This is a genomic window from Mycobacteroides chelonae CCUG 47445 (genome assembly GCF_001632805.1).
Taxonomy (GTDB): Bacteria; Actinomycetota; Actinomycetes; order Mycobacteriales; family Mycobacteriaceae; genus Mycobacterium; species Mycobacterium chelonae.
On record NZ_CP007220.1, the window covers coordinates 3,767,204 to 3,786,454 of the forward strand.

The window sequence follows — 19,251 nt, forward strand, 5'->3', positions numbered from 1 at the left end:
GCGATTTCCACAATGATTCAGGAACATCGGTACGACGTCGTCATCGTCGGCGCGGGTGGCGCGGGTATGCGTGCCGCGGTGGAGGCCGGACCTCGCGTTCGTACGGCGGTACTGACCAAGCTGTACCCGACACGCAGTCACACCGGCGCCGCCCAGGGCGGCATGTGCGCCGCGCTGGCCAACGTCGAGGAAGACAACTGGGAGTGGCACACCTTCGACACCGTCAAGGGCGGCGACTATCTCGCCGACCAGGACGCCGTGGAGATCATGTGCAAGGAGGCGATCGACGCCGTCCTCGACCTCGAGAAGATGGGCATGCCGTTCAACCGGACACCCCAGGGTCGAATCGACCAGCGCCGCTTCGGTGGCCACACTCGCGACCACGGTAAGGCGCCGGTGCGCCGGGCCTGCTACGCCGCCGACCGCACCGGGCACATGATCCTGCAGACGCTGTACCAAAACTGCGTCAAGCACGACGTCGAGTTCTTCAACGAGTTCTACGCACTGGATGTCGTACTCACCGAGACGCCCAACGGCCCGGTGGCCACCGGCGTGGTCGCCTACGAGCTCGCGACCGGCGACATCCATGTGTTCCACGCCAAGGCAATCGTTTTCGCCACCGGCGGTTCGGGCCGCATGTACAAGACCACCTCCAACGCACACACCCTGACCGGCGACGGCCTGGGCATTGTGTTCCGCAAGGGACTTCCGTTGGAGGACATGGAGTTCCACCAGTTCCACCCGACAGGCCTTGCCGGTCTGGGCATCTTGATCTCCGAAGCCGTGCGCGGTGAGGGCGGTCGTCTGCTCAACGCCGACGGCGAGCGGTTCATGGAGCGCTACGCCCCCACCATCGTCGACCTGGCGCCTCGCGACATCGTCGCGCGCTCAATGGTTCTCGAGGTGCTGGAGGGCCGCGGCGCGGGCCCGAACAAGGACTACGTCTACATCGACGTGCGTCACCTCGGTGCCGACGTGCTGGAAGCCAAGCTGCCGGATATCACCGAATTCGCCCGTACCTACCTGGGTGTCGACCCGGTCACCGAACTGGTTCCGGTGTACCCCACCTGTCACTACGTGATGGGCGGCATCCCGACCAACATCAAGGGACAGGTGCTGCGCGACAACGACAACGTGGTTCCCGGGCTGTACGCCGCAGGCGAGTGCGCCTGTGTCTCGGTGCACGGCGCCAACCGGCTGGGCACCAACTCGCTGCTGGACATCAACGTGTTCGGCCGCCGGGCGGGTATCGCCGCAGCCGAGTACGCCGACGCTCACGACTTCGTCGAACTGCCGGAGAACCCGGCCACGATGGTCACCAAGTGGGTGGCGGACGTGCTTTCCGAGCACGGCGACGAGCGCGTGGCCGACATCCGCACCGAGCTGCAGCAGTCGATGGACAACAATGCCGCGGTGTTCCGCACCGAAGAGACGCTCAAGCAGGCGCTGCAGGACATCCACCGGCTCAAGGAGCGGTACAGCCGAATCACGGTGCACGACAAGGGCAAGCGCTACAACAGCGACCTGCTCGAGGCCATCGAGCTGGGCTTCCTGCTCGAACTCGCCGAGGTGACCGTGGTCGGTGCGCTCAACCGCAAGGAGTCCCGCGGCGGCCACGCTCGCGAGGACTACCCGAACCGGGACGACACCAACTACATGCGACACACCATGGCGTACAAGCAGGGTGCCGAGCTGCTGTCCGATATCCGGCTGGACTACAAGCCCGTTGTCCAGACCCGGTACGAGCCGATGGAACGGAAGTACTGAGATGACTGCGGTTATCGAGAAAGCCGAAGCCGGCGACCCGCCGCTGCCGCCGGTCCCCGAGGGCGCGGTCATCGTCGAGCTCAAGATTCAGCGCTTCAACCCCGAGGATCCGGACGCCGCCGGGTGGCAGAGCTTCCGCGTGCCGTGCCTGCCGACGGACCGGCTGCTGAACCTGCTGCTGTACGTGAAGGGTTACCTGGACGGCACGCTGACCTTCCGCCGCTCCTGCGCGCACGGCGTGTGCGGTTCGGATGCCATGCGCATCAACGGCGTCAACCGGCTCGCCTGCAAGGTGCTGATGCGGGATCTGCTGCCCAAGAAGCCCAAGAAGATGCTCACCATCACCATCGAGCCGATCCGCGGTCTGCCTGTGGAAAAGGACCTGGTGGTCAACATGGAGCCCTTCTTCGACGCATTCCGCGCCGTGAAGCCGTACATGATCACCAGCGGCAACCAGCCGACGCGTGAGCACATCCAGAGCCAGACCGACCGCGCGCGCTTCGATGACACCACCAAGTGCATCCTGTGTGCCTGCTGCACCACCAGCTGCCCGGTGTTCTGGAGCGACGGAAGCTACTTCGGTCCCGCGGCGATCGTGAATGCGCACCGGTTCATCTTCGACAGCCGCGACGAGGCCGCCGCCGAGCGCCTGGACATCCTCAACGACGTGGACGGGGTGTGGCGCTGCCGCACCACGTTCAACTGCACCGACGCCTGCCCGCGCGGTATCGAGGTCACCAAGGCGATCCAGGAGGTCAAGCGCGCACTGATGTTCGCGCGCTAACCGATCGATCAGTCTGCACCGCCGGGTGTGAGCGCCCATGCTCGCGCCCGGCGGTTTTTTCTATGCCGGGCCGGGCCTGTCACACATCTGAGGGCTGCCTCGTCATACGGATATGACTGCACAATCACGCAAAACAACCCGTATCAATCCCGTCCCCCCGCAACAAGCCTCCTTGCTCACACGCATCATGTACAAGGTCGCCAAGCGGCGATACGGCCAAGTGCCCGAACCGTTTACGGTGCTTGCCCACCACCGCAAGCTGATGGTGGCCGCCGCGATGCACGAGCAGATGCTGGGCAGCGCATCCAAGGTTCTGCCGGCCAGCGTGCGAGAACTCGCGGTGTTCTGGACCGCCCGCACGGTGGGTTGCTCATGGTGCGTCGACTTCGGCTCCATGCTGCAGCGGCTCGACGGCTTGGACGTCGAGCGGCTCAAGGCCATCGACGACTATGCGACCTCCGCGCTGTACACCGACGACGAGCGCGCCGCCATCGCCTATGCCGATGCGATGACCGGCAATCCGCATGACATCACCGACGAGCAGGTCGAGGATCTACGTCGGCGGTTCGGTGACACCGGGGTGATTGAGCTGACCTACCAGGTCGGCGTCGAAAACATGCGCGCCCGGACGTACGCCGCCCTCGGAATCACCGAGCAGGGCTTCAATTCCGGCGACGCCTGCCGGGTTCCGTGGGCCATCGAGGACACAGCGGACGCCTAGCCGCTGCGCAACGGCGTGCCGCTGAACTTGTCGGGATTGCTCACATCCCAGACCGCCAGCACCTTGCCGTCCCGCACGGTGTATCCGCTGACCCGGGGCAGTACCGGCCTGAAATCCGGGTCGGTGTCTGTCGCGGTCAGGTACATGCCGAACTGTCCGTTCACCAACGCCGGATTGATGGCCTGGATCATCTGTGGGCCGTAACGGTCCAGCAATCCGAGCAGGAAACGCGCCACCTTGTTGGGGCCGCGGATGACCCGCACCGCGGTCGGTGCCTTGCCATCGGAATCCCCTGTCATCGTCACGTCCGGATGCAGCAGTCGGACAACGGCTTCCACGCTGCCGGACATGAGGGCCTCGAGTAACTGGCCGACCACCTCATTGTGCTCGGCATCGGCCACCGGCTCCGGCGTCGCACTCACCGTCCGACGCGCACGCGTGGCGAGTTGACGCGCGGCCGCGTCGTTGATGCCGAGGATCTCGGCAATCTGCTTGAAGGGCACGGAGAATCCGTCGTGCAGGACGAAGGCCACGCGCTGATCGGGTGCCAGACGGTCCAGCACCACCATCGCCGCATAGCGCGCGTCCTCACTGGCCACCAGCACGGCCAGCGGATCATTGCCGTCCAGGCCGGTGACCACCGGTTCCGGAAGCCACTCCCCCACATAGGTTTCCCTGCGATAGACGGCCGACCGCAGCCGATCCAGGCCGAGCCGGGATACCACGGTAGTCAGCCACGCCACGAGGTCCTCGATCTCGACGGTCGTGGAGTGCAGGCGCAACCATGCGTCCTGGACGATGTCCTCGGCGTCCGCGACGCTGCCGGTGAGTCGGTAGGCCACCGCCTGCAATCGAGGGCGCAGCGCCTCGAACTCGTCGGTGCGATCACGAACCGGAACTGCCACCTCTTGAGCCTAGGCCTGCCATAAGGTGAGCCCATGGCCAAGCCGTCGATTGACCCCGTCCGCTGGCAGCCGCCCGGGGTGCGGGCGCTATCCCTGAACCCGCAGTCCCTACCCCCGCTCACGGTGGTGCCGCTCCCGGGTCATGGACCCGAGGATGTCGTGGCCGATGCCGCGGGAAACATCTGGACGGGTGTGGTGGACGGAAAGATGCTCCGCATCTCGCCCGACGGTGCCGAGGTGACACACGTCGCGACCACCGAGCACCCACCCCTGGGCCTGCATATCGCGCGCGATGGACGCGTGCTTATCTGCAGCCGCGACAAGCTGTTGGCCCTCGATCCGGATTCCGGAGATGTCGAGCCACTTGTCACCAAGGTCGACGGCCCCCCACTCATCTTCTGCTCGAATGTGACCGAAGCATCCGATGGGACAATCTATTTCAGCGAGTCAACGGCACGTTTCCCCTTCGAGGAGTATCGGGCCGCCGCCATCGAGGGCCGCGGCACCGGCAGGGTGTTCCGCCGCGACGTCGACGGCACCGTCACCACCATCGCCGACGGGTTGTACTTCACCAACGGCGTCACCCTGACCGCCGACGAGTCCCGCTTGGTGTACGCCGAAACCATTGGCCGGCGCCTGAGCACGATCGCGCTGTCGGGTTCTGCGCAGGGACAGACCTCCAGGCTCGTCGAGGAATTGCCGTGCCTGCCGGACAACATCAGCACCGGCTCCGATGGCCGGATCTGGGTCGCGATGGCGGGGCCGCGCAATGCCGCGCTGGAAACGCTCGTGCCGCGCGCACCACTGCTGCGCAAACTCCTCTGGCAGCTTCCGGAGTCGATTCAGCCTGCCGTCGCGGCCGACGCCTGGGTTGTCGCGTTCAATCCGGACACCGGGGCCGCGGTGGCGAACATCCGTGGCCGCGACCCACTGCTGCAGACCACGACCGGTGTTGTGGAGTCCGGCGGCCGTCTCTGGGTGGGCTGCATCGGATCGTCGGCGGTCGGTCATATCAACCTGGCCGATATCGCACCGTCGGGGTAGTCGACCGAGAAGTCACATCCGACACAGGCGTAACATCCCCCAGTTCAGGGCGGTGGTCACTTACTGTGGCAAGGCGATGACCACCTGGATTCCTGCGCCCGATCGCCGCCCGTCGCTGCGAGCAGCCGCGACGCGCTTCGCTGCGGCCACTGCCGCCGGGCTGATCGTCGCCGCCCTCCCCCTGAGCACACCGTTGGCTACTGCCGAGCCTGGATTCACGCCGCCGGATACCAGCGGATGTCCCTACAGGGTCGTCACGCCACCGGCAGTCGACACCTCCGAGGTCCCCAAGGCCGGTGGTGATCCGCCCGCGCCACTCCCGGTGCCCGCCAAGCCCATCGGCGGCGAGATGCTCGGAAGCTGCGATGTGATCACCCCTAACGGCACCGGGCCCGTCCCCAATGATGTCTCTGCGGAATCCTGGCTCATCGCCGACCTGAACACGGGAAACGTGGTGGCGGCCAAGGACCCCCACGCCCGGCACCGGCCCGCCAGTGTCATCAAGGTGCTAGTCGCCATGGAGGCCATCAACAACCTGAACCTCAACCAGGCCGTGGTGGGCACCCAAGACGACGCGAACAGCGAGGGCACCAGGGTCGGTGTCGACGTCGGCGGCACCTACACCGTCCGGCAGCTGCTCACCGGTCTGCTCATGAACTCGGGCAACGACGCCGCACACGCGCTGGCCGTCCAGCTCGGTGGCATGGCCGAGACCGTCGGCAAGATCAACGACATGGCGCAGAAACTCGGCGCACGGGATACGCGGGTTGCCACTCCCTCCGGTCTCGACGGTCCCGGCATGAGCACCTCGGCCTACGACCTGGGTTTGTTCTACAAGTACGCGTTCGCAGACCCCACCTTCGCCGATCTGGTGTCGGCTCCGAAGGCGACCTTCCCCGGCCATCCCGCCAAACCCGGTGAGCCCGATGATCATCCGTCCTACGAGATGACGAACGATAACCGGCTGCTCTACAACTACCCGGGCGCGCTCGGCGGGAAGACCGGATACACCGACGACGCGCAACAGACCTTTGTCGGCGCCGCCGAGCGCGACGGCCGCCGGTTGGTGGTCACCATGTTGCGGGGTACGCGTCTTCCGATCGCGCCGTGGGAGCAGGCCGCCCATCTGCTCGACTATGGGTTCTCGACGCCGCGCGATGCCTCGATCGGCAAGCTCGTCGATCCCGACCCTTCGCTGCTGACCAAGCCGCATGCCGACAACGCGGCCACGCCACAAGCCGCGGGCCTGACCGCGGATGCGGTCAACAGCGTCCCGGTCCGGGTGGGTGTGACGATCATCGGCGCGATGATCGTCTTCGGTCTCATCCTGGCGGCGCGATCACTCAACCGCCGCCAGGCCTAAGCCCTAATCGCCGCCGCGGCCTAGCCACGAAATACCCAGGGCACCGAGTGCTCCAGCGCCGAAGGCGGCCACGACACCCAGCTTCGAGGGCCGCTCGACGGTCTCGATCCGCGTGGTGATGACCACCGGCTCGGGCGGCGGCACATACATAAAGGGCCGGTTCTCATCGGAGGTGGCCGCCCACGCGGTGGCATACAACAGCAGACGGGCAGTGATGTACGCGAACACCATGATGCCCAGCACCGGGCCGAACGTGGAGCCCGCAGGACCATGCATGATCACGCTCAGATAGATCGACGCGACCTGTTTGAACAGCTCGAAGCCGATCGCCGCGATGAGACCGGCGCGCACCGCACTGGAGAACGGCAGCCGCTCCCTCGGTAGCCGCGAGATCATCCACGTGAACAACGCCCACGACAACACGGTCGCTATGGCGATGGTGACGACCTTGAGCAGCACTGCGGGTATGGAGATGTCATGCAGCCCGAACCAGCCAAGTATCCGCAGGATCGTTTTCTCATTACCGATAACGGTGACCGCGATGGTGAGAGCCAGCGCCACGAACGTCGAGCCCAATGCCACCAAATCTGAGAGCTTGCCCCGCACGAACCCGTCGGAGTCGTTGGGCTGCTCCCACATGGCGCTCAGCGCCGCCCGCACGTTGGCCATCCACCCCAGCCCGGCCCAGGCCGCGGTCGCAAGACCCGCGATGCCCAGGCTGGTACGCGAGGCAATCGCGGTATCCATCAGATTGATTAGCTGATTGCCCACCTCGCCGGAGATGGCCCCGCTGATCCGGCCCCGTAACTCCGCAATCGTGTCCGGTCGCCTGGACAAGACGAAGCCCATGACCGCGAATCCGACCATCATCAGCGGAAACAGCGCAAATACCGTGAAATACGTGATTCCAGCGGCGTAGAAGTTGCCGTTGACCTTTTGATAGCGCTCCTGCATGCGCATGACGTGGTCGAACCAGGGAAACCTTGCGCGATAGCGGTCGAGAATCCCGGGCTTATCGTCTTCGGCCACCACTCACCGCCTCTACTGTTCGCTACCTCGCGGGCCGGACAAACCCTATCCGGTCATAGACCTCGGTGAGAGTTTTCTCTGCCAGCTCCCGGGCGCGCGTCGCACCCGCCGCCAAGATGTCGTCAAGCGCCGCGGTATCGGTGAGCAGCTCATTTGTCCGGTCACGCACCGGCGTGACGAACTCGACAAGCGCCTCGGCGGTGTCCTTCTTCAGGTCGCCGTAACCCCGCCCGGCATAGCCGTCGACGAGTGTGCCGATATCGGCGCCGGTGAGCGCGGACTGGATGCTCAGCAGGTTCGAGACACCCGGCTTGGCTTCCCGGTCAAAACGAATCTCCCGGTCACTGTCGGTCTGCGCCGACTTGATCTTCTTGGCCGAAACCGCCGGATCGTCGAGCAGGTTGATCAACCCGGCGGGTGTCGAAGCGGACTTGCTCATCTTCACCGTCGGGTCCTGCAGGTCGTAGATCCGCGCCGCGTTCTTGGGCACGAATGTCTCCGGCAGCACGAACGTCTGGCCATAGCGTCCATTGAACCGCTGCGCCACATCGCGAGTCAGCTCGAGATGCTGACGCTGATCATCGCCCACCGGCACCACATTCGTCTGGTACAGCAGGATGTCGGCGGCCATCAACACCGGATAGGTGAACAGACCGACGGTGGTGGCGTCATTTCCCTGCTTGGCGGACTTGTCCTTGAACTGCGTCATCCGGGACGCTTCGCCGTAGCCGGTCAAACATCCCAGCACCCAAGCCAATTCGGTGTGCGCCGGGACATGGCTCTGCACGAAGATCGCGCTCTCGGCCGGGTCGACACCCAGCGCCACGTACTGGGCAACCACTGCGCGGGTGCGTCGGCGTAGCTCCTCGGGGTCCTGCGCGACCGTGATGGCATGCAGGTCAACGACACAGAACAGCGCCTCGTATTCGTGCTGCAACCGCACCCACTGCTGCACCGCGCCCAGCATATTTCCGAGATGGAGAGAATCGGCGGTGGGTTGAATCCCGGAGAACAGGCGTCCCCGGGCTGCGGTTTCAGCAGTCCTGTCGGCAGTCATAGTGCGTCCATCCTGGCATGACCGGTCAAAACGATTTACCCGAGCAGACCGCTCAATCGGCTAGTGCAGCCGGTACTCGACCGTCACCGGCGCATGGTCGGACCAGCGCAGTGCGTAGGCATCGGCGCGCTCGACCCGCGCCGAGTGGGCACGCTGACCGAGATCAGCGGTGGCCAGGTGATAGTCGATGCGCCAGCCGGCGTCATTGTCGAAGGCCTTACCCCGCCACGACCACCAGCTGTACGGTCCGTCGGCATCGGGGTGCAGCAACCGGAAGGTATCGACCCATCCGGCCTCGAGCAGCGAGCCGACCCAGGCCCGCTCCTCCGGCAGGAACCCGGCCTTCTTCTGATTCGCCTTCCACGCCTTGATGTCTCGCTCGGTATGCCCGATGTTCCAATCACCGCAGATCACCGTGTCACGCCCATTGGCCACCAGTTTGGCCATCCTGGCGCCTACCGCCGCCATGAAACGTTCCTTCTCGTCCTGGCGCGCCGTGCCCGCTTCCCCGGTGGGCAGGTAGATGCTCGCCACCGTGAGATCGCCGATCTGGGCCTCCAGATAGCGGCCGGCTTCATCGAACTCGCCGCCATCGGCGTCGAGTGTGACCTTGGTCGAGGCGGCCGGGATGCGACTGAGAATCCCCACGCCGTTGCGGCCCTTCACGCTCGACGAGGCGTTCACCACGTGCCACCCCGCGGCCAGCGCCGGCGCCAGCGCCTCCTGAAGTTGCTCGTTCTCGGCACGCACCTCTTGCAGACACACGATGTCGGCGGTCGTCTGCTCCAACCAGGGCAACAGCCCCCGGTTCTCCGTGGACCGCTCTTTGACCGCGGCGCGAATGCCGTTGACGTTGATGGTGGTGACGGTGATCTTCTCGGTGCTCATCGGTCGCCGACGATAGTCGAGAGGTCTGACAGTGATGGGCACCACGGGGCACGGTAAGTTGACGCAACAGACAGTAATGTCAACACAGATGTTGGCGCACTAGGAGGACCGCATGCTGGAAGCCATATTGTCGAAGCCGTCGAGCAGGCGGGCACCGATCGAGATGGGCGAGGGCGAACCGGTTCTGCTGCTGCATCCCTTCATGCTGTCGCAGTCGGTGTGGGAGACCGTCGCCGAGCAGCTCGCCGATGCCGGATATGAGGTGTTCGCACCCACCTACCCCGGACACAACGGCGGTGGGCCGATGCCCAAGCTGCCGCCGTTCTCGCAGCGGTCGGTCGACGTATACCTGGACCAGCTCGAACAGATCATGGACCAAAAGGGCTGGGAAACAGCGCATCTGGTGGGCAACTCGCTGGGCGGCTGGATCGCCCTGGGGCTGGCGCAGCGTGGCCGCGCCCGCAGCGTCACCGCCATCGCCCCCGCGGGTGGCTGGACCAAATACTCGCTGTTGAAGGCCGAGATCGTGGTGAAGTTCGCCGCCATGCTCCCCTGGCTGGCGTTCTCGCGGCTCGTGGGCCGTCGCGCAGCGGGCCTGCCGTTCGTCAAGTTCGCCACCGCCCGCACCCTGTGCGGCGAGACCGAGGCACTGAGCCTGCCGGACTTCCACAGCATCTTTGAGGACATCACGCACTGCCCGGCATACTTCGCGTCGTTGACGTCGATCTTGCCTGCGCCGGGTCTGCAGCACCTGAACACCATCTCGGTACCGGCACAGCTGGTGTTGTGCGAGAAGGACGAGATCGTGCCCCCGGGCCGGTTCGGCAAGCTCATCGGCCAGGGCCTGCCCACCGATGCACGACGGATCACCCTGGCGGGCATGGGTCACGTGCCCATGCTCGAGGCTCCCGGTCAGGTCACCGAGGTCATCACCGACCTGATCGATCCATTGGTCGCCGCCAAGCGCAGCGCGGCCTCCGACGCCGGCTAGAGATCACGTCGAGTGTGAACCTGTGGCGGAGTTTCGACTGATTCGCCGCCCAGGTTTCACACTCGACGCGGAGAGCTATACCTCGACGGATGCCAGTACGGCGTTGAAGGTCTGGCTCGGCCGCATCACCGCGGCGGTCTTGTCGGGGTCCGGCGCGTAGTAGCCGCCGATATCGGCCGGGCTGCCCTGCACGGCGGCAAGCTCGGCGACGATCTCGTCCTCGTTCTCGACCAGCTGCTTGGCCAGCGGCGCGAACAGCTCGGCCAGCTCGACGTCCTCGGTCTGAGCGGCAAGCTCGGCCGCCCAGTACAGGGCCAGGTAGAACTGGCTGCCACGGTTGTCGAGCTCCCCGGCCTTGCGCGACGGGCTCTTGTCGTTCTCCAGCAGCTTCCCGGTCGCCGCGTCCAGCGTCGTGGCCAGAATCTTGGCCCGCGGGTTCCCGGTCTTGATGCCCAGGTCCTCCAGGCTGACGGCCAGCGCGAGGAACTCACCGAGCGAATCCCAGCGCAGGTGATTCTCCTCGACCAGCTGACTCACGTGCTTGGGGGCCGAACCGCCGGCACCGGTCTCGTACAGTCCACCGCCTGCCATCAACGGCACGATGGAGAGCATCTTGGCGCTGGTGCCCAGCTCCAGGATCGGGAACAGGTCCGTCAGGTAATCGCGCAGGATGTTGCCGGTGGCGGCGATGGTGTCCTTGCCGCGGATCAGCCGTTCCAGGGTGTAGCGCATGGCCCACACCTGCGGCACAACCTGGATCTTGAGGCCCTCGGTGTCGTGGTCCTGCAGGTATTCCTTGACCTTCTTACGCAGTTCCACCTCGTGCGGACGCTCGGTGTCCAGCCAGAACACCACGTTCATCCCGGACTCGCGCCCCCGGGTGACGGCGAGCTTGACCCAGTCCTGGATAGCGGCGTCGGTGACAACCGGCATGCGCCAGATGTCGCCCTCGTCCACGTTCTGGCTCAGCAGCACCTCGCCGGTGTCGATGTCGACGATGTCGGCGACGCCGGCCTCGGCGATCTCGAAGGTCTTGTCGTGGCTGCCGTACTCCTCGGCCTTCTGTGCCATGAGACCCACGTTGGGAACGGTGCCCATGGTGGTCGGATCGAACTGGCCGTGGGTCTTCACGAAGTTGATCATCTCCTGGTAAATCCGGGAGAAGGTCGACTCCGGGTTGACGGCCTTGGTGTCCTTGAGCTTGCCGTCCGCGCCGTACATCTTGCCGCCGGCCCGGATCATCGCGGGCATCGAGGCGTCGACGATCACGTCGCTGGGCGAATGGAAGTTCGAGATGCCCTTGGCCGAGTCCACCATGGCCAGCTCGGGGCGGTGCTCGTGGCAGGCGTGCAGGTCACGAATGATTTCTTCGTGCTGCGATGCCGGCAGGGCCTCGATCTTGCTGTACAGGTCGGACAGTCCGTTGTTGACGTTGACGCCCAGCTCGTCGAACAGCTGCTGGTGCTTCTCGAAGGCGTCCTTGTAGAAGATCTTGACCGCATGGCCGAAGACGATCGGGTGACTGACCCGCATCATGGTGGCCTTGACATGCAGTGACAGCATCACGCCGGTCTTGTAGGCGTCCTCGATCTGCTCCTCGTAAAAATCGCAGAGCGCCTGCTTACTCATGAACATGCTGTCGATGATGTCGCCCTTGCGCAGCTTGACCTCGGGCTTGAGCACGACGGTTTCGCCGCTCTTAGTGGTCAGGACCATCTTGACCTTGCGGTCGCTATCCAGGGTGAGCGACTTCTCGCCGTGATAGAAATCGCCCTCCTTCATGGTGGCGACGTGGGTGCGCGAGGCCTGCGACCACTCCCCCATGCTGTGCGGGTGCTTGCGGGCGTACTCCTTGACCGCCTTGGGGGCACGCCGGTCCGAGTTGCCTTCACGCAGAATGGGGTTCACGGCACTACCAAGACACTTGGTGTACCGCGCCACAATGGCCTTCTCTTCGTCGTTCTTCGGATCCCCGGGATAATCAGGCAGTTTGTAGCCCTTGCCCTGCAGTTCCTTGATGGCGGCCAGTAGCTGCGGCACCGATGCGCTGATGTTCGGCAACTTGATGATGTTCGTCTCGGGCAGCTGCGTCAGGCGGCCCAGCTCGGCCAGGTTGTCCGGGACGCGCTGATCCTCGGGGAGATACTCGGCGAACTCGGAGAGGATGCGTGCGGCAACGGAGATATCGCTGGTTTGGACGTCGATACCGGCGGGGCCCGCGAAGGCCCGGATGATCGGCAAGAAGGAGTACGTCGCAAGCAGCGGCGCCTCGTCTGTCAGCGTGTAGATGATGGTCGGCTGCTGCGCACTCATGGTCACTCCCGGCATCGTTGATCGGACTTGTTGGTCGGTCAAAATCTCAGGCATCCCGTGGGTCACACGGATGACCTATTCAGTATCACGTCGCTTCCGAGCCTAGGCGGGCGGACGGGCTGTGATCGCGCTCCCATCGCGGCCCGCAGACACCGTCGAGCCGCGCCTTGCATACCTGGTGGCAACCATTCGGTGCATTGCGATACGCTTTTAAGCGGTCATGAGTACCAGCGTCAAGCCCCGGCTCGCTGGTCGGCAACCCTCCAACCGCGGTGGGGTGCCCCGGGTGATGACCAGGTTGAGTAGCCGACTGGGTTGTGAAAGGACAGTCGGCCACACGGCAAGCGCGGGTCCGATGACGGGCCCCGAGAAGACAGGTTGGCCCGATGAAGCGTTCGTCACCCGGGGGTGAATCCCTGCATTCCTGTTGTCGGTGTTGTCGCTGTCGCATGCCCTAACCGCCAGCCCCGCACCGTCCACCCAGGAGGTTCCCATGACCGATATCGATCCCACCGCCCGATGGGCGTTTGAGACCAAGCAGATCCACGCGGGCCAGACCGCCGACCCGGCGACCAACGCCCGGGCCCTGCCGATCTACCAGACCACGTCCTATGTCTTCAACGACACCGCGCACGCGGCCGCGCTGTTCGGGCTGTCCGAAGAGGGCAACATTTACACCCGTATCGGTAACCCGACTCAGAATGTCGTCGAGGAGCGCATCGCTGCCCTCGAAGGCGGCGTGGCGGCGCTGCTGCTGGCCTCCGGGCAGGCGGCAGCGACATTGGCCATCATCAACATCGCGCAGGCCGGTGACAACATCGTGTCGAGCCCGCGTCTGTATGGCGGCACGTACAACCTGTTGCACTACACGTTGCCGCGCCTGGGGATCTCGACCACCTTCGTTGAGGATCCCGACGACCTCGACTCCTGGCGCCGCGCCATCACACCACAGACCAAGGCACTCTTCGCCGAATCGATCTCCAACCCCAAGAACGACATTCTCGACATTCCGGGCATCTCGAAGATCGCGCACGAAGCGGGCGTCCCCCTCATCGTCGACAACACCGTCGCCACTCCCTATCTGATCCAGCCGCTGGCCCACGGCGCCGACATCGTGGTGCACTCAGCCACCAAATACCTTGGCGGACACGGCAATGCGATCGGTGGCGTGATCATCGACGGCGGCACCTTCGATTGGACCCAGGGCCGCCACCCCGGATTCACCACGCCGGACCCGAGCTACCACGGCGTGGTGTTCGCCGATCTGGGCGCACCGGCCTACGCACTCAAGGCGCGTGTTCAGCTGTTGCGCGACCTCGGGCCCGCCATCTCCCCGTTCAACGCCTTCCTCATCGCGCAGGGACTGGAGACGTTGAGCCTGCGGGTGCAACGCCACGTCGAAAATGCGCAGCGGGTGGCCGAGTACCTCGCCGCCCAGCCGGAGGTCACCGGGGTCAACTACGCCGGGCTACCCACCTCCCCCTGGCACGAACGCGCGAAGTCATTGGCCCCCAAGGGTGCCGGTGCAGTACTCGCATTCGAACTGGACGGAGGAGTCGAGGCGGCAACCACCTTCATCGATTCCCTGACACTGCACAGCCAGGTGGCCAACATCGGCGATGTGCGATCGCTGGTCATTCACCCCGCCACGACGACACACGCACAGCTGGCGCCCGCCGAACAGGTGGCCTCCGGCGTCACACCCGGCCTGGTGCGGTTGGCGGTCGGCATTGAAGGCATCGACGACATCCTGTCCGATCTGGACACCGGATTCGCCGCCGTACGGCGGCTCAAACAACCTGCGGCGGTGGCATCATCGTGACCATCGAACAGCAGCTTCCGGCTCCGAACGTCGCCCTCCCCCAGGGTGACGAGATCACCTATGTCTCAATAGGTTCGATCACGCTGGAAAGCGGTGCTGTCATCGACGACGCGACCATCGCGGTACAGAGCTGGGGAGAGCTCTCGCCCCATCGCGACAATGTGGTCTTTGTCTGCCACGCACTGACCGCCGACTCCCACGTGGTCGGCTCCGCGGGGCCCGACCACATCACCGGCGGCTGGTGGGAAGGAATCATCGGTCCGGGCGCGGCGATCGACACCGACCAATGGTGCGCCATCGCCACCAACGTGCTGGGTGGCTGCCGGGGTAGCACCGGCCCGACTTCCCCTGCCGCCGATGGAAAGCCCTGGGGCTCACGATTCCCCGAGGTGTCGATACGTGACCAGGTGAACGCCGACATCGCCGCACTCGCACAACTCGGCATCACCGAGGTCGCTGCCGTCGTCGGCGGTTCGATGGGCGGTGCACGCGCACTGGAATGGGCCGTCATGCAGCCGGATTCGGTGCGTGCAGCGCTGGTGCTGGCGGTTGGTGCACGCGCAACCGGCGATCAGATCGGCACCCAGAGCACGCAGATCGCCGCCATTCGGTCCGATCCCGACTGGCAGGGCGGCGACTACCACGACAGTGGACGCAGCCCGGAGAAGGGACTGAACCTCGCCCGGCGCATCGCGCACCTGACCTACCGCGGAGAGGTCGAACTGGACACCCGGTTCGGTAACGATCCCCAGGTCGGCCCGGACGGTCCCGAGGATCCGTGGGCCGACGGCCGATACGCGGTGCAGAGCTACCTGGAGCATCAGGGCAACAAGTTCGTCCGGCGCTTCGACGCCGGAAGCTACGTCATCCTGACCGAGGCGCTCAACCGGCACGACGTCGGCCGGAACCGTGGCGGTGTCGAGAAGGCGCTGCGCGGCTGCCCTGTCCCCGTCGTCGTCGGCGGTATCACGTCCGATCGGCTGTACCCGCTGCGCCTGCAGGAGGAATTAGCCGACCTGCTTCCCGGTTGTACCGGCTTGCGGGTGGTCGAATCGCTGCATGGCCACGACGCGTTCCTCATCGAGTTCGACGCGGTGAGCGAGCTGGTTCGGGAGACACTCGCCCTGGCCAAGTCAGCACAGGCTTCGTAAACGGAATCCGAGGAGCGCGAATGCCGGACGCACAAGCAGAGCCATCGCTTTCGTTCGGTTCACAGGCCGCCGCCTACGAACGGGGCCGCCCGTCCTACCCTCCCGAAGCCATCGACTGGCTGCTGCCCGACGGAGTGCACGACGTCCTGGATCTGGGCGCCGGTACCGGGAAACTCACCACCCGCCTGGTGGAACGCGGGCTCAACGTGATCGCGGTGGATCCGCTCGCCGAAATGCTTGAGGTACTGAGCAATTCGCTTCCCGAAACCCCCGCACTACTGGGCACCGCCGAGGAGATTCCGTTACCCGACAACAGCGTGGATGCGGTACTCGTGGCGCAGGCCTGGCATTGGGTGGATCCCGAACGCGCCATTCCCGAGGTCGCTCGCGTACTGCGCCCGGGCGGGCGGCTGGGGCTGGTGTGGAACACGCGCGATGAGCGCCTGGGCTGGGTAGCCGACCTCGGCAAGATTATCGGCAGCGAGGACGATCCCTTCAACCACACGGTCAGCCTGCCCGCGCCGTTCACCGGGCAGCAACGACACCAGGTCGAATGGACGAGTTACCTTACCCCTCAGGCACTTCTGGACATGGTGGCCTCACGCAGCTACTGCATCACCGCCCCCGAAGCCGCCCGGAAGAAGACGCTGCAGCAGGTTCGGGAACTGCTGTCCACCCATCCTGCGCTTGCCCAGTCGACAGGCCTGGGGTTGCCGTACGTCACCGTGAGTATCCGGGCGACGCTCAACCAGTAGAAGATCTGTGAATCGGGTGCCCCAATTCACAGAGACGAATAGGCCGCGTGCCGCTACGGTGTACCCGTGCGTACGGATCGCCGCCTGCTGGCAGCCCTCTTTGTCACCACCACATTCCTGACCCCGGCACTCGCCGGCTGTGGATCGGCGGGGTCACCTTCGGACACCAAGAATCAGTCCGAATCCAGCGCCAGCAGCGCCCCCACCGAACGACACACTCGGCAGTTCATCCCCGAACTCGGCATCTACGTCACCCTCCCGCATGACTGGGTGGCCTTCGCCGACGGAGTGCACGACAACAAGGGACAAGTGACCTTCCAGGTCCGGCCCAAGTGGGAGTCAACGGAATTCGCGCAGTACGTGCGCATCCGCAAGTTGACGGCTTCGGACGAGAACACAGCCGCCCCCGAAGTAAAGGGCTGGCTCGAATCGTCGAACGCCGACGCGGTGAGCGACTTCGTCAAGAGCCGTAAGTCGAAAGTCACTGCGGATAAACGAGACTCATGGGACGGCCCCAACCTGCCCGGAGCCTCGGCAAGCCTGGAGCTGGAAAAGCGCCCGGCCGCAGAGGGCAAGCCACCGGCTACCATCACGCCCAAGATCTATGTGGCGTTCGTCGGCCAAGGTGATCAACGTTGGCAGATCGCCACCAGCAATACCGGCAGCCCCAGTGGAGAACCCTCGGAGCAGTTCTTCGGCGAGCAGGCCGATGCCATCGCGCGCTCGGTGCAACTGCTCAAGTAGGCCTATCCGGTGCCCAACGGGTCGATCGTCAACGCCAGGTAGACCATCACCGCAGCGACGGCACTGAGAGCGCCGACGTCAAAGGTCTTGCCGCGCACCGCCAACAAGCCCGCGGTGTCATCGGTCAGCACCAGCCGCAGCGCCGCGGCCACTCCCACGGCGATCCCCACGACCAAGGCACCGCGGCGCCAGCGATCCGCCATCACCAAACCCAACGCCACCAGAAAGACCGCCGATACCACCAGAATCGGCCACTGCTCACGGGCGAAGCGGCGGACGGCATCAAGGGCCGCCCCGAACATGTCCCGGGTAGTCGTCACGACCGTTCCGCTCGCTCGATCACGTTGCTAAGCAAGAAGGCCCGGGTCAAGGGTCCGACTCCGCCCGGGTTGGGCGAGACGTACCCGGCGACATCCCAGACGTCCTGGGCCACGTCGCCGGTCAGCTTGTCGTCGACCCGGCTCACGCCCACATCGATCACCGCGGCACCCGGCTTGACCATGTCCGCCGTCACCATATGCGGCACGCCGGCAGCGGCGACGATGATGTCCGCCTGCCGGGTCAACGCGGCCAGGTCACGGGTTCCGGTGTGACACAGGGTGACTGTCGCGTTCTCGGAGCGGCGGGTGAGCAGCAGCCCGAGGGGACGGCCCACCGTAACGCCGCGACCGATCACCACCACGTGCGCGCCGTCGAGCTTGACGTCATAGCGACGCAGGAGATAGACGATGCCTCGCGGCGTGCACGGAAGCGGCGCTTCCTTACCCAGCACCAGCCGCCCCAGGTTCGTCGGGTGCAGCCCGTCGGCGTCCTTATCGGGGTCGATGCGCTCCAGCGCCTCGTTCTCATCGAGGTGCTTGGGCAGCGGCAGCTGCACGATGTAGCCGGTGCAGTCCGGGTTGGCGTTCAGCTCGTCGATGGTGGCGCACAGCGTGGCTTGATCGATATCTGCGGGCAGATCGCGGCGGATCGAGTTGATGCCCACCTTGGCGCAGTCGGCGTGCTTGCCGCGAACATAGGCGTGCGAACCCGGGTCGTCCCCCACCAGGATGGTTCCCAGTCCTGGAGTCTTGCCCGCCGCGGTCAGCGCCGCGGCACGAGTGGCCAGCTCCACAAAGATCTCGTCGCGGGTGGCCTTGCCATCAAGTCGAGTCGCCGTCACACGGCTAGTATTCCAGCCCTCACCAAGTGTCCCAGTGCAGGACGTCGGCGACTGGCTGGCGCTTGGCGGGCCGGAAGTCGGTGCCGACGGTGTACGCGATGGGGAACAGCCCGCCCTGGGTGATCTTGTCGAAGGGGATGCCCAGGATGTCGGCGGTGCGCTTCTCGCCATCGTCCATCAGGTGCAATGTCGTCCAGGCCGATCCCAAACCACGGTTACGGGCGGCGAGCATGAAGCTCCACACCGCAGGAAGCAGCGATCCCCACGACGACGCCGCACCGACCACCGGCAGATTGTCGAGGCGTCCCTCGATGCAGGGAATGAGGAACAGCGGCGCCCGCTCGAAGTTCTCGGCGAGGTAGCCGGCCGAGTCCACAACCTTTTCCTTACGCTCGGCCCCGGTATCGCCCTCGGCGTAGGTGGCGCCCGCGCCCTTGGCGTACTTGTTCCAGCCTTCGCGGTAGATGTCGGCGATCGCCTTCTTCTTGTCGGCGTCCGCCACGATGACCCAGTGCCAGCCCTGATGGTTGGAGCCGGTCGGTGCCTGCAGCGCGATGTTCAGACATTCCTCGACAACCGCGCGTTCGACGGGCTTGTCGAAATCAAGGCGCTTGCGCACCGAACGGGTGGTGGTCAGAACTTCATCGGCTGACAGATTCAGGGAGGTCATACGACGAACGTACCTCCACCGGCCTTACCGAAAATTAGGAGTCCACATCCAGAATTCGCGGTCCGTGGTCGCGGCGTAATCTGCC

18 protein-coding genes and 1 riboswitch are annotated in these 19,251 nt (G+C 65.2%); of the genes, 10 read left to right on the forward strand and 8 right to left on the reverse strand.

Annotated elements, in window-relative coordinates; genetic code table 11:
- Positions 1-12: 12 nt before the first annotated feature.
- From sdhA to BB28_RS18430, 3 genes are all read left to right on the forward strand, one after another.
- Positions 13-1,767: a succinate dehydrogenase flavoprotein subunit gene (gene sdhA, locus BB28_RS18420; RefSeq protein WP_046254564.1), complete on the forward strand. Its 1,755-nt coding sequence runs from the start codon at positions 13-15 to the stop codon at positions 1,765-1,767.
- A gap of 1 nt (position 1,768) precedes the next feature.
- Positions 1,769-2,551, forward strand: coding sequence for a succinate dehydrogenase iron-sulfur subunit (locus BB28_RS18425; RefSeq protein ID WP_046254565.1), 783 nt, complete (start codon positions 1,769-1,771; stop codon positions 2,549-2,551).
- A 112-nt stretch (positions 2,552-2,663) separates the two neighbouring features.
- Positions 2,664-3,272: a carboxymuconolactone decarboxylase family protein gene (locus tag BB28_RS18430; protein WP_046254566.1), complete on the forward strand. Its 609-nt coding sequence runs from the start codon at positions 2,664-2,666 to the stop codon at positions 3,270-3,272.
- Here BB28_RS18430 and BB28_RS18435 read toward each other — a convergent pair.
- Complete coding sequence (locus BB28_RS18435; RefSeq protein ID WP_046254567.1) at positions 3,269-4,177, reverse strand: sigma-70 family RNA polymerase sigma factor; 909 nt, start codon at positions 4,175-4,177, stop codon at positions 3,269-3,271. The genes BB28_RS18430 and BB28_RS18435 overlap by 4 nt on opposite strands.
- 33 nt (positions 4,178-4,210) lie before the next feature.
- Between BB28_RS18435 and BB28_RS18440 the strand changes: the two genes are divergently transcribed.
- Together BB28_RS18440 and BB28_RS18445 are read left to right on the forward strand one after the other, a co-directional pair.
- Positions 4,211-5,221, forward strand: a complete 1,011-nt coding sequence (locus tag BB28_RS18440) for an SMP-30/gluconolactonase/LRE family protein (RefSeq protein WP_046254568.1) — start codon at positions 4,211-4,213, stop codon at positions 5,219-5,221.
- A 76-nt stretch (positions 5,222-5,297) separates the two neighbouring features.
- The gene (locus BB28_RS18445; protein WP_046255960.1) at positions 5,298-6,584 is read left to right on the forward strand and encodes a D-alanyl-D-alanine carboxypeptidase family protein; all 1,287 of its coding nucleotides are present in this window, start codon (positions 5,298-5,300) and stop codon (positions 6,582-6,584) included.
- A gap of 3 nt (positions 6,585-6,587) precedes the next feature.
- Here the strand turns inward: BB28_RS18445 and yhjD are convergent, their stop codons facing one another.
- The 3 genes from yhjD to BB28_RS18460 are packed head-to-tail and all read right to left on the reverse strand — an operon-like array spanning position 6,588 to position 9,558.
- Positions 6,588-7,616: an inner membrane protein YhjD gene (gene yhjD / locus BB28_RS18450; protein WP_081252289.1), complete on the reverse strand. Its 1,029-nt coding sequence runs from the start codon at positions 7,614-7,616 to the stop codon at positions 6,588-6,590.
- Positions 7,617-7,635: 19 nt separating this feature from the next.
- Positions 7,636-8,670, reverse strand: a complete 1,035-nt coding sequence (gene trpS, locus BB28_RS18455) for a tryptophan--tRNA ligase (protein WP_046254569.1) — start codon at positions 8,668-8,670, stop codon at positions 7,636-7,638.
- Between the two features lie 60 nt (positions 8,671-8,730).
- Complete coding sequence (locus BB28_RS18460; protein WP_046254570.1) at positions 8,731-9,558, reverse strand: exodeoxyribonuclease III; 828 nt, start codon at positions 9,556-9,558, stop codon at positions 8,731-8,733.
- A 112-nt stretch (positions 9,559-9,670) separates the two neighbouring features.
- Between BB28_RS18460 and BB28_RS18465 the strand changes: the two genes are divergently transcribed.
- Complete coding sequence (locus tag BB28_RS18465; protein ID WP_046254571.1) at positions 9,671-10,549, forward strand: alpha/beta fold hydrolase; 879 nt, start codon at positions 9,671-9,673, stop codon at positions 10,547-10,549.
- A gap of 75 nt (positions 10,550-10,624) precedes the next feature.
- Here the strand turns inward: BB28_RS18465 and BB28_RS18470 are convergent, their stop codons facing one another.
- Entirely contained in the window at positions 10,625-12,862 is a 2,238-nt protein-coding gene (locus BB28_RS18470; RefSeq protein ID WP_046255962.1) for an NADP-dependent isocitrate dehydrogenase, read from the reverse strand.
- Positions 12,863-13,078: 216 nt separating this feature from the next.
- Positions 13,079-13,215, forward strand: a riboswitch (SAM riboswitch).
- A gap of 140 nt (positions 13,216-13,355) precedes the next feature.
- On the opposite strand from BB28_RS18470, the gene BB28_RS18475 reads away from it, so the two are divergent.
- The 4 genes from BB28_RS18475 (at position 13,356) to BB28_RS18490 (ending at position 17,334) form a co-directional block, all read left to right on the forward strand.
- Positions 13,356-14,684 (forward strand): bifunctional o-acetylhomoserine/o-acetylserine sulfhydrylase, encoded by a 1,329-nt coding sequence (locus tag BB28_RS18475; RefSeq protein WP_046255963.1) that lies wholly within the window; start codon positions 13,356-13,358, stop codon positions 14,682-14,684.
- Entirely contained in the window at positions 14,681-15,835 is a 1,155-nt protein-coding gene (metX, locus tag BB28_RS18480; RefSeq protein WP_046254572.1) for a homoserine O-acetyltransferase MetX, read from the forward strand. The genes BB28_RS18475 and metX overlap by 4 nt, the downstream gene beginning before the upstream one ends.
- Before the next feature lie 20 nt (positions 15,836-15,855).
- Positions 15,856-16,590: a class I SAM-dependent methyltransferase gene (locus tag BB28_RS18485; RefSeq protein ID WP_046254573.1), complete on the forward strand. Its 735-nt coding sequence runs from the start codon at positions 15,856-15,858 to the stop codon at positions 16,588-16,590.
- 66 nt (positions 16,591-16,656) lie between these two features.
- On the forward strand, positions 16,657-17,334 hold the full coding sequence (locus BB28_RS18490) for a hypothetical protein (RefSeq protein ID WP_046254574.1): 678 nt from the start codon (positions 16,657-16,659) through the stop codon (positions 17,332-17,334).
- Between the two features lie 2 nt (positions 17,335-17,336).
- On the opposite strand, the gene BB28_RS18495 is transcribed toward BB28_RS18490, so the two are convergent.
- The 3 genes from BB28_RS18495 to BB28_RS18505 are packed head-to-tail and all read right to left on the reverse strand — an operon-like array spanning position 17,337 to position 19,166.
- Positions 17,337-17,636 carry a DUF3017 domain-containing protein gene (locus tag BB28_RS18495; protein WP_046254575.1) on the reverse strand — a complete coding sequence of 100 codons (300 nt, stop codon included), beginning with the start codon at positions 17,634-17,636 and terminating at the stop codon, positions 17,337-17,339.
- A 14-nt stretch (positions 17,637-17,650) separates the two neighbouring features.
- Entirely contained in the window at positions 17,651-18,496 is an 846-nt protein-coding gene (locus BB28_RS18500; protein WP_046254576.1) for a bifunctional methylenetetrahydrofolate dehydrogenase/methenyltetrahydrofolate cyclohydrolase, read from the reverse strand.
- A 19-nt stretch (positions 18,497-18,515) separates the two neighbouring features.
- A complete protein-coding gene (locus BB28_RS18505) occupies positions 18,516-19,166 on the reverse strand; it encodes a nitroreductase family protein (protein WP_046254577.1) in 651 nt (216 codons plus the stop codon).
- Positions 19,167-19,251 lie beyond the last annotated feature (85 nt).

Bases quoted from the DNA above. Each gene is read 5' to 3' on its own strand.
- sdhA (WP_046254564.1), top strand. From the start codon at position 13: ATGATTCAGGAACATCGGTACGACGTCGTCATCGTCGGCGCGGGTGGC.
- BB28_RS18425 (WP_046254565.1), top strand. From the start codon at position 1,769: ATGACTGCGGTTATCGAGAAAGCCGAAGCCGGCGACCCGCCGCTGCCG.
- BB28_RS18430 (WP_046254566.1), top strand. From the start codon at position 2,664: ATGACTGCACAATCACGCAAAACAACCCGTATCAATCCCGTCCCCCCG.
- BB28_RS18440 (WP_046254568.1), top strand. From the start codon at position 4,211: ATGGCCAAGCCGTCGATTGACCCCGTCCGCTGGCAGCCGCCCGGGGTG.
- BB28_RS18445 (WP_046255960.1), top strand. From the start codon at position 5,298: ATGACCACCTGGATTCCTGCGCCCGATCGCCGCCCGTCGCTGCGAGCA.
- trpS (WP_046254569.1), bottom strand. From the start codon at position 8,670: ATGACTGCCGACAGGACTGCTGAAACCGCAGCCCGGGGACGCCTGTTC.
- BB28_RS18460 (WP_046254570.1), bottom strand. From the start codon at position 9,558: ATGAGCACCGAGAAGATCACCGTCACCACCATCAACGTCAACGGCATT.
- BB28_RS18465 (WP_046254571.1), top strand. From the start codon at position 9,671: ATGCTGGAAGCCATATTGTCGAAGCCGTCGAGCAGGCGGGCACCGATC.
- BB28_RS18470 (WP_046255962.1), bottom strand. From the start codon at position 12,862: ATGAGTGCGCAGCAGCCGACCATCATCTACACGCTGACAGACGAGGCG.
- BB28_RS18475 (WP_046255963.1), top strand. From the start codon at position 13,356: ATGACCGATATCGATCCCACCGCCCGATGGGCGTTTGAGACCAAGCAG.
- BB28_RS18485 (WP_046254573.1), top strand. From the start codon at position 15,856: ATGCCGGACGCACAAGCAGAGCCATCGCTTTCGTTCGGTTCACAGGCC.
- BB28_RS18495 (WP_046254575.1), bottom strand. From the start codon at position 17,636: ATGTTCGGGGCGGCCCTTGATGCCGTCCGCCGCTTCGCCCGTGAGCAG.
- BB28_RS18505 (WP_046254577.1), bottom strand. From the start codon at position 19,166: ATGACCTCCCTGAATCTGTCAGCCGATGAAGTTCTGACCACCACCCGT.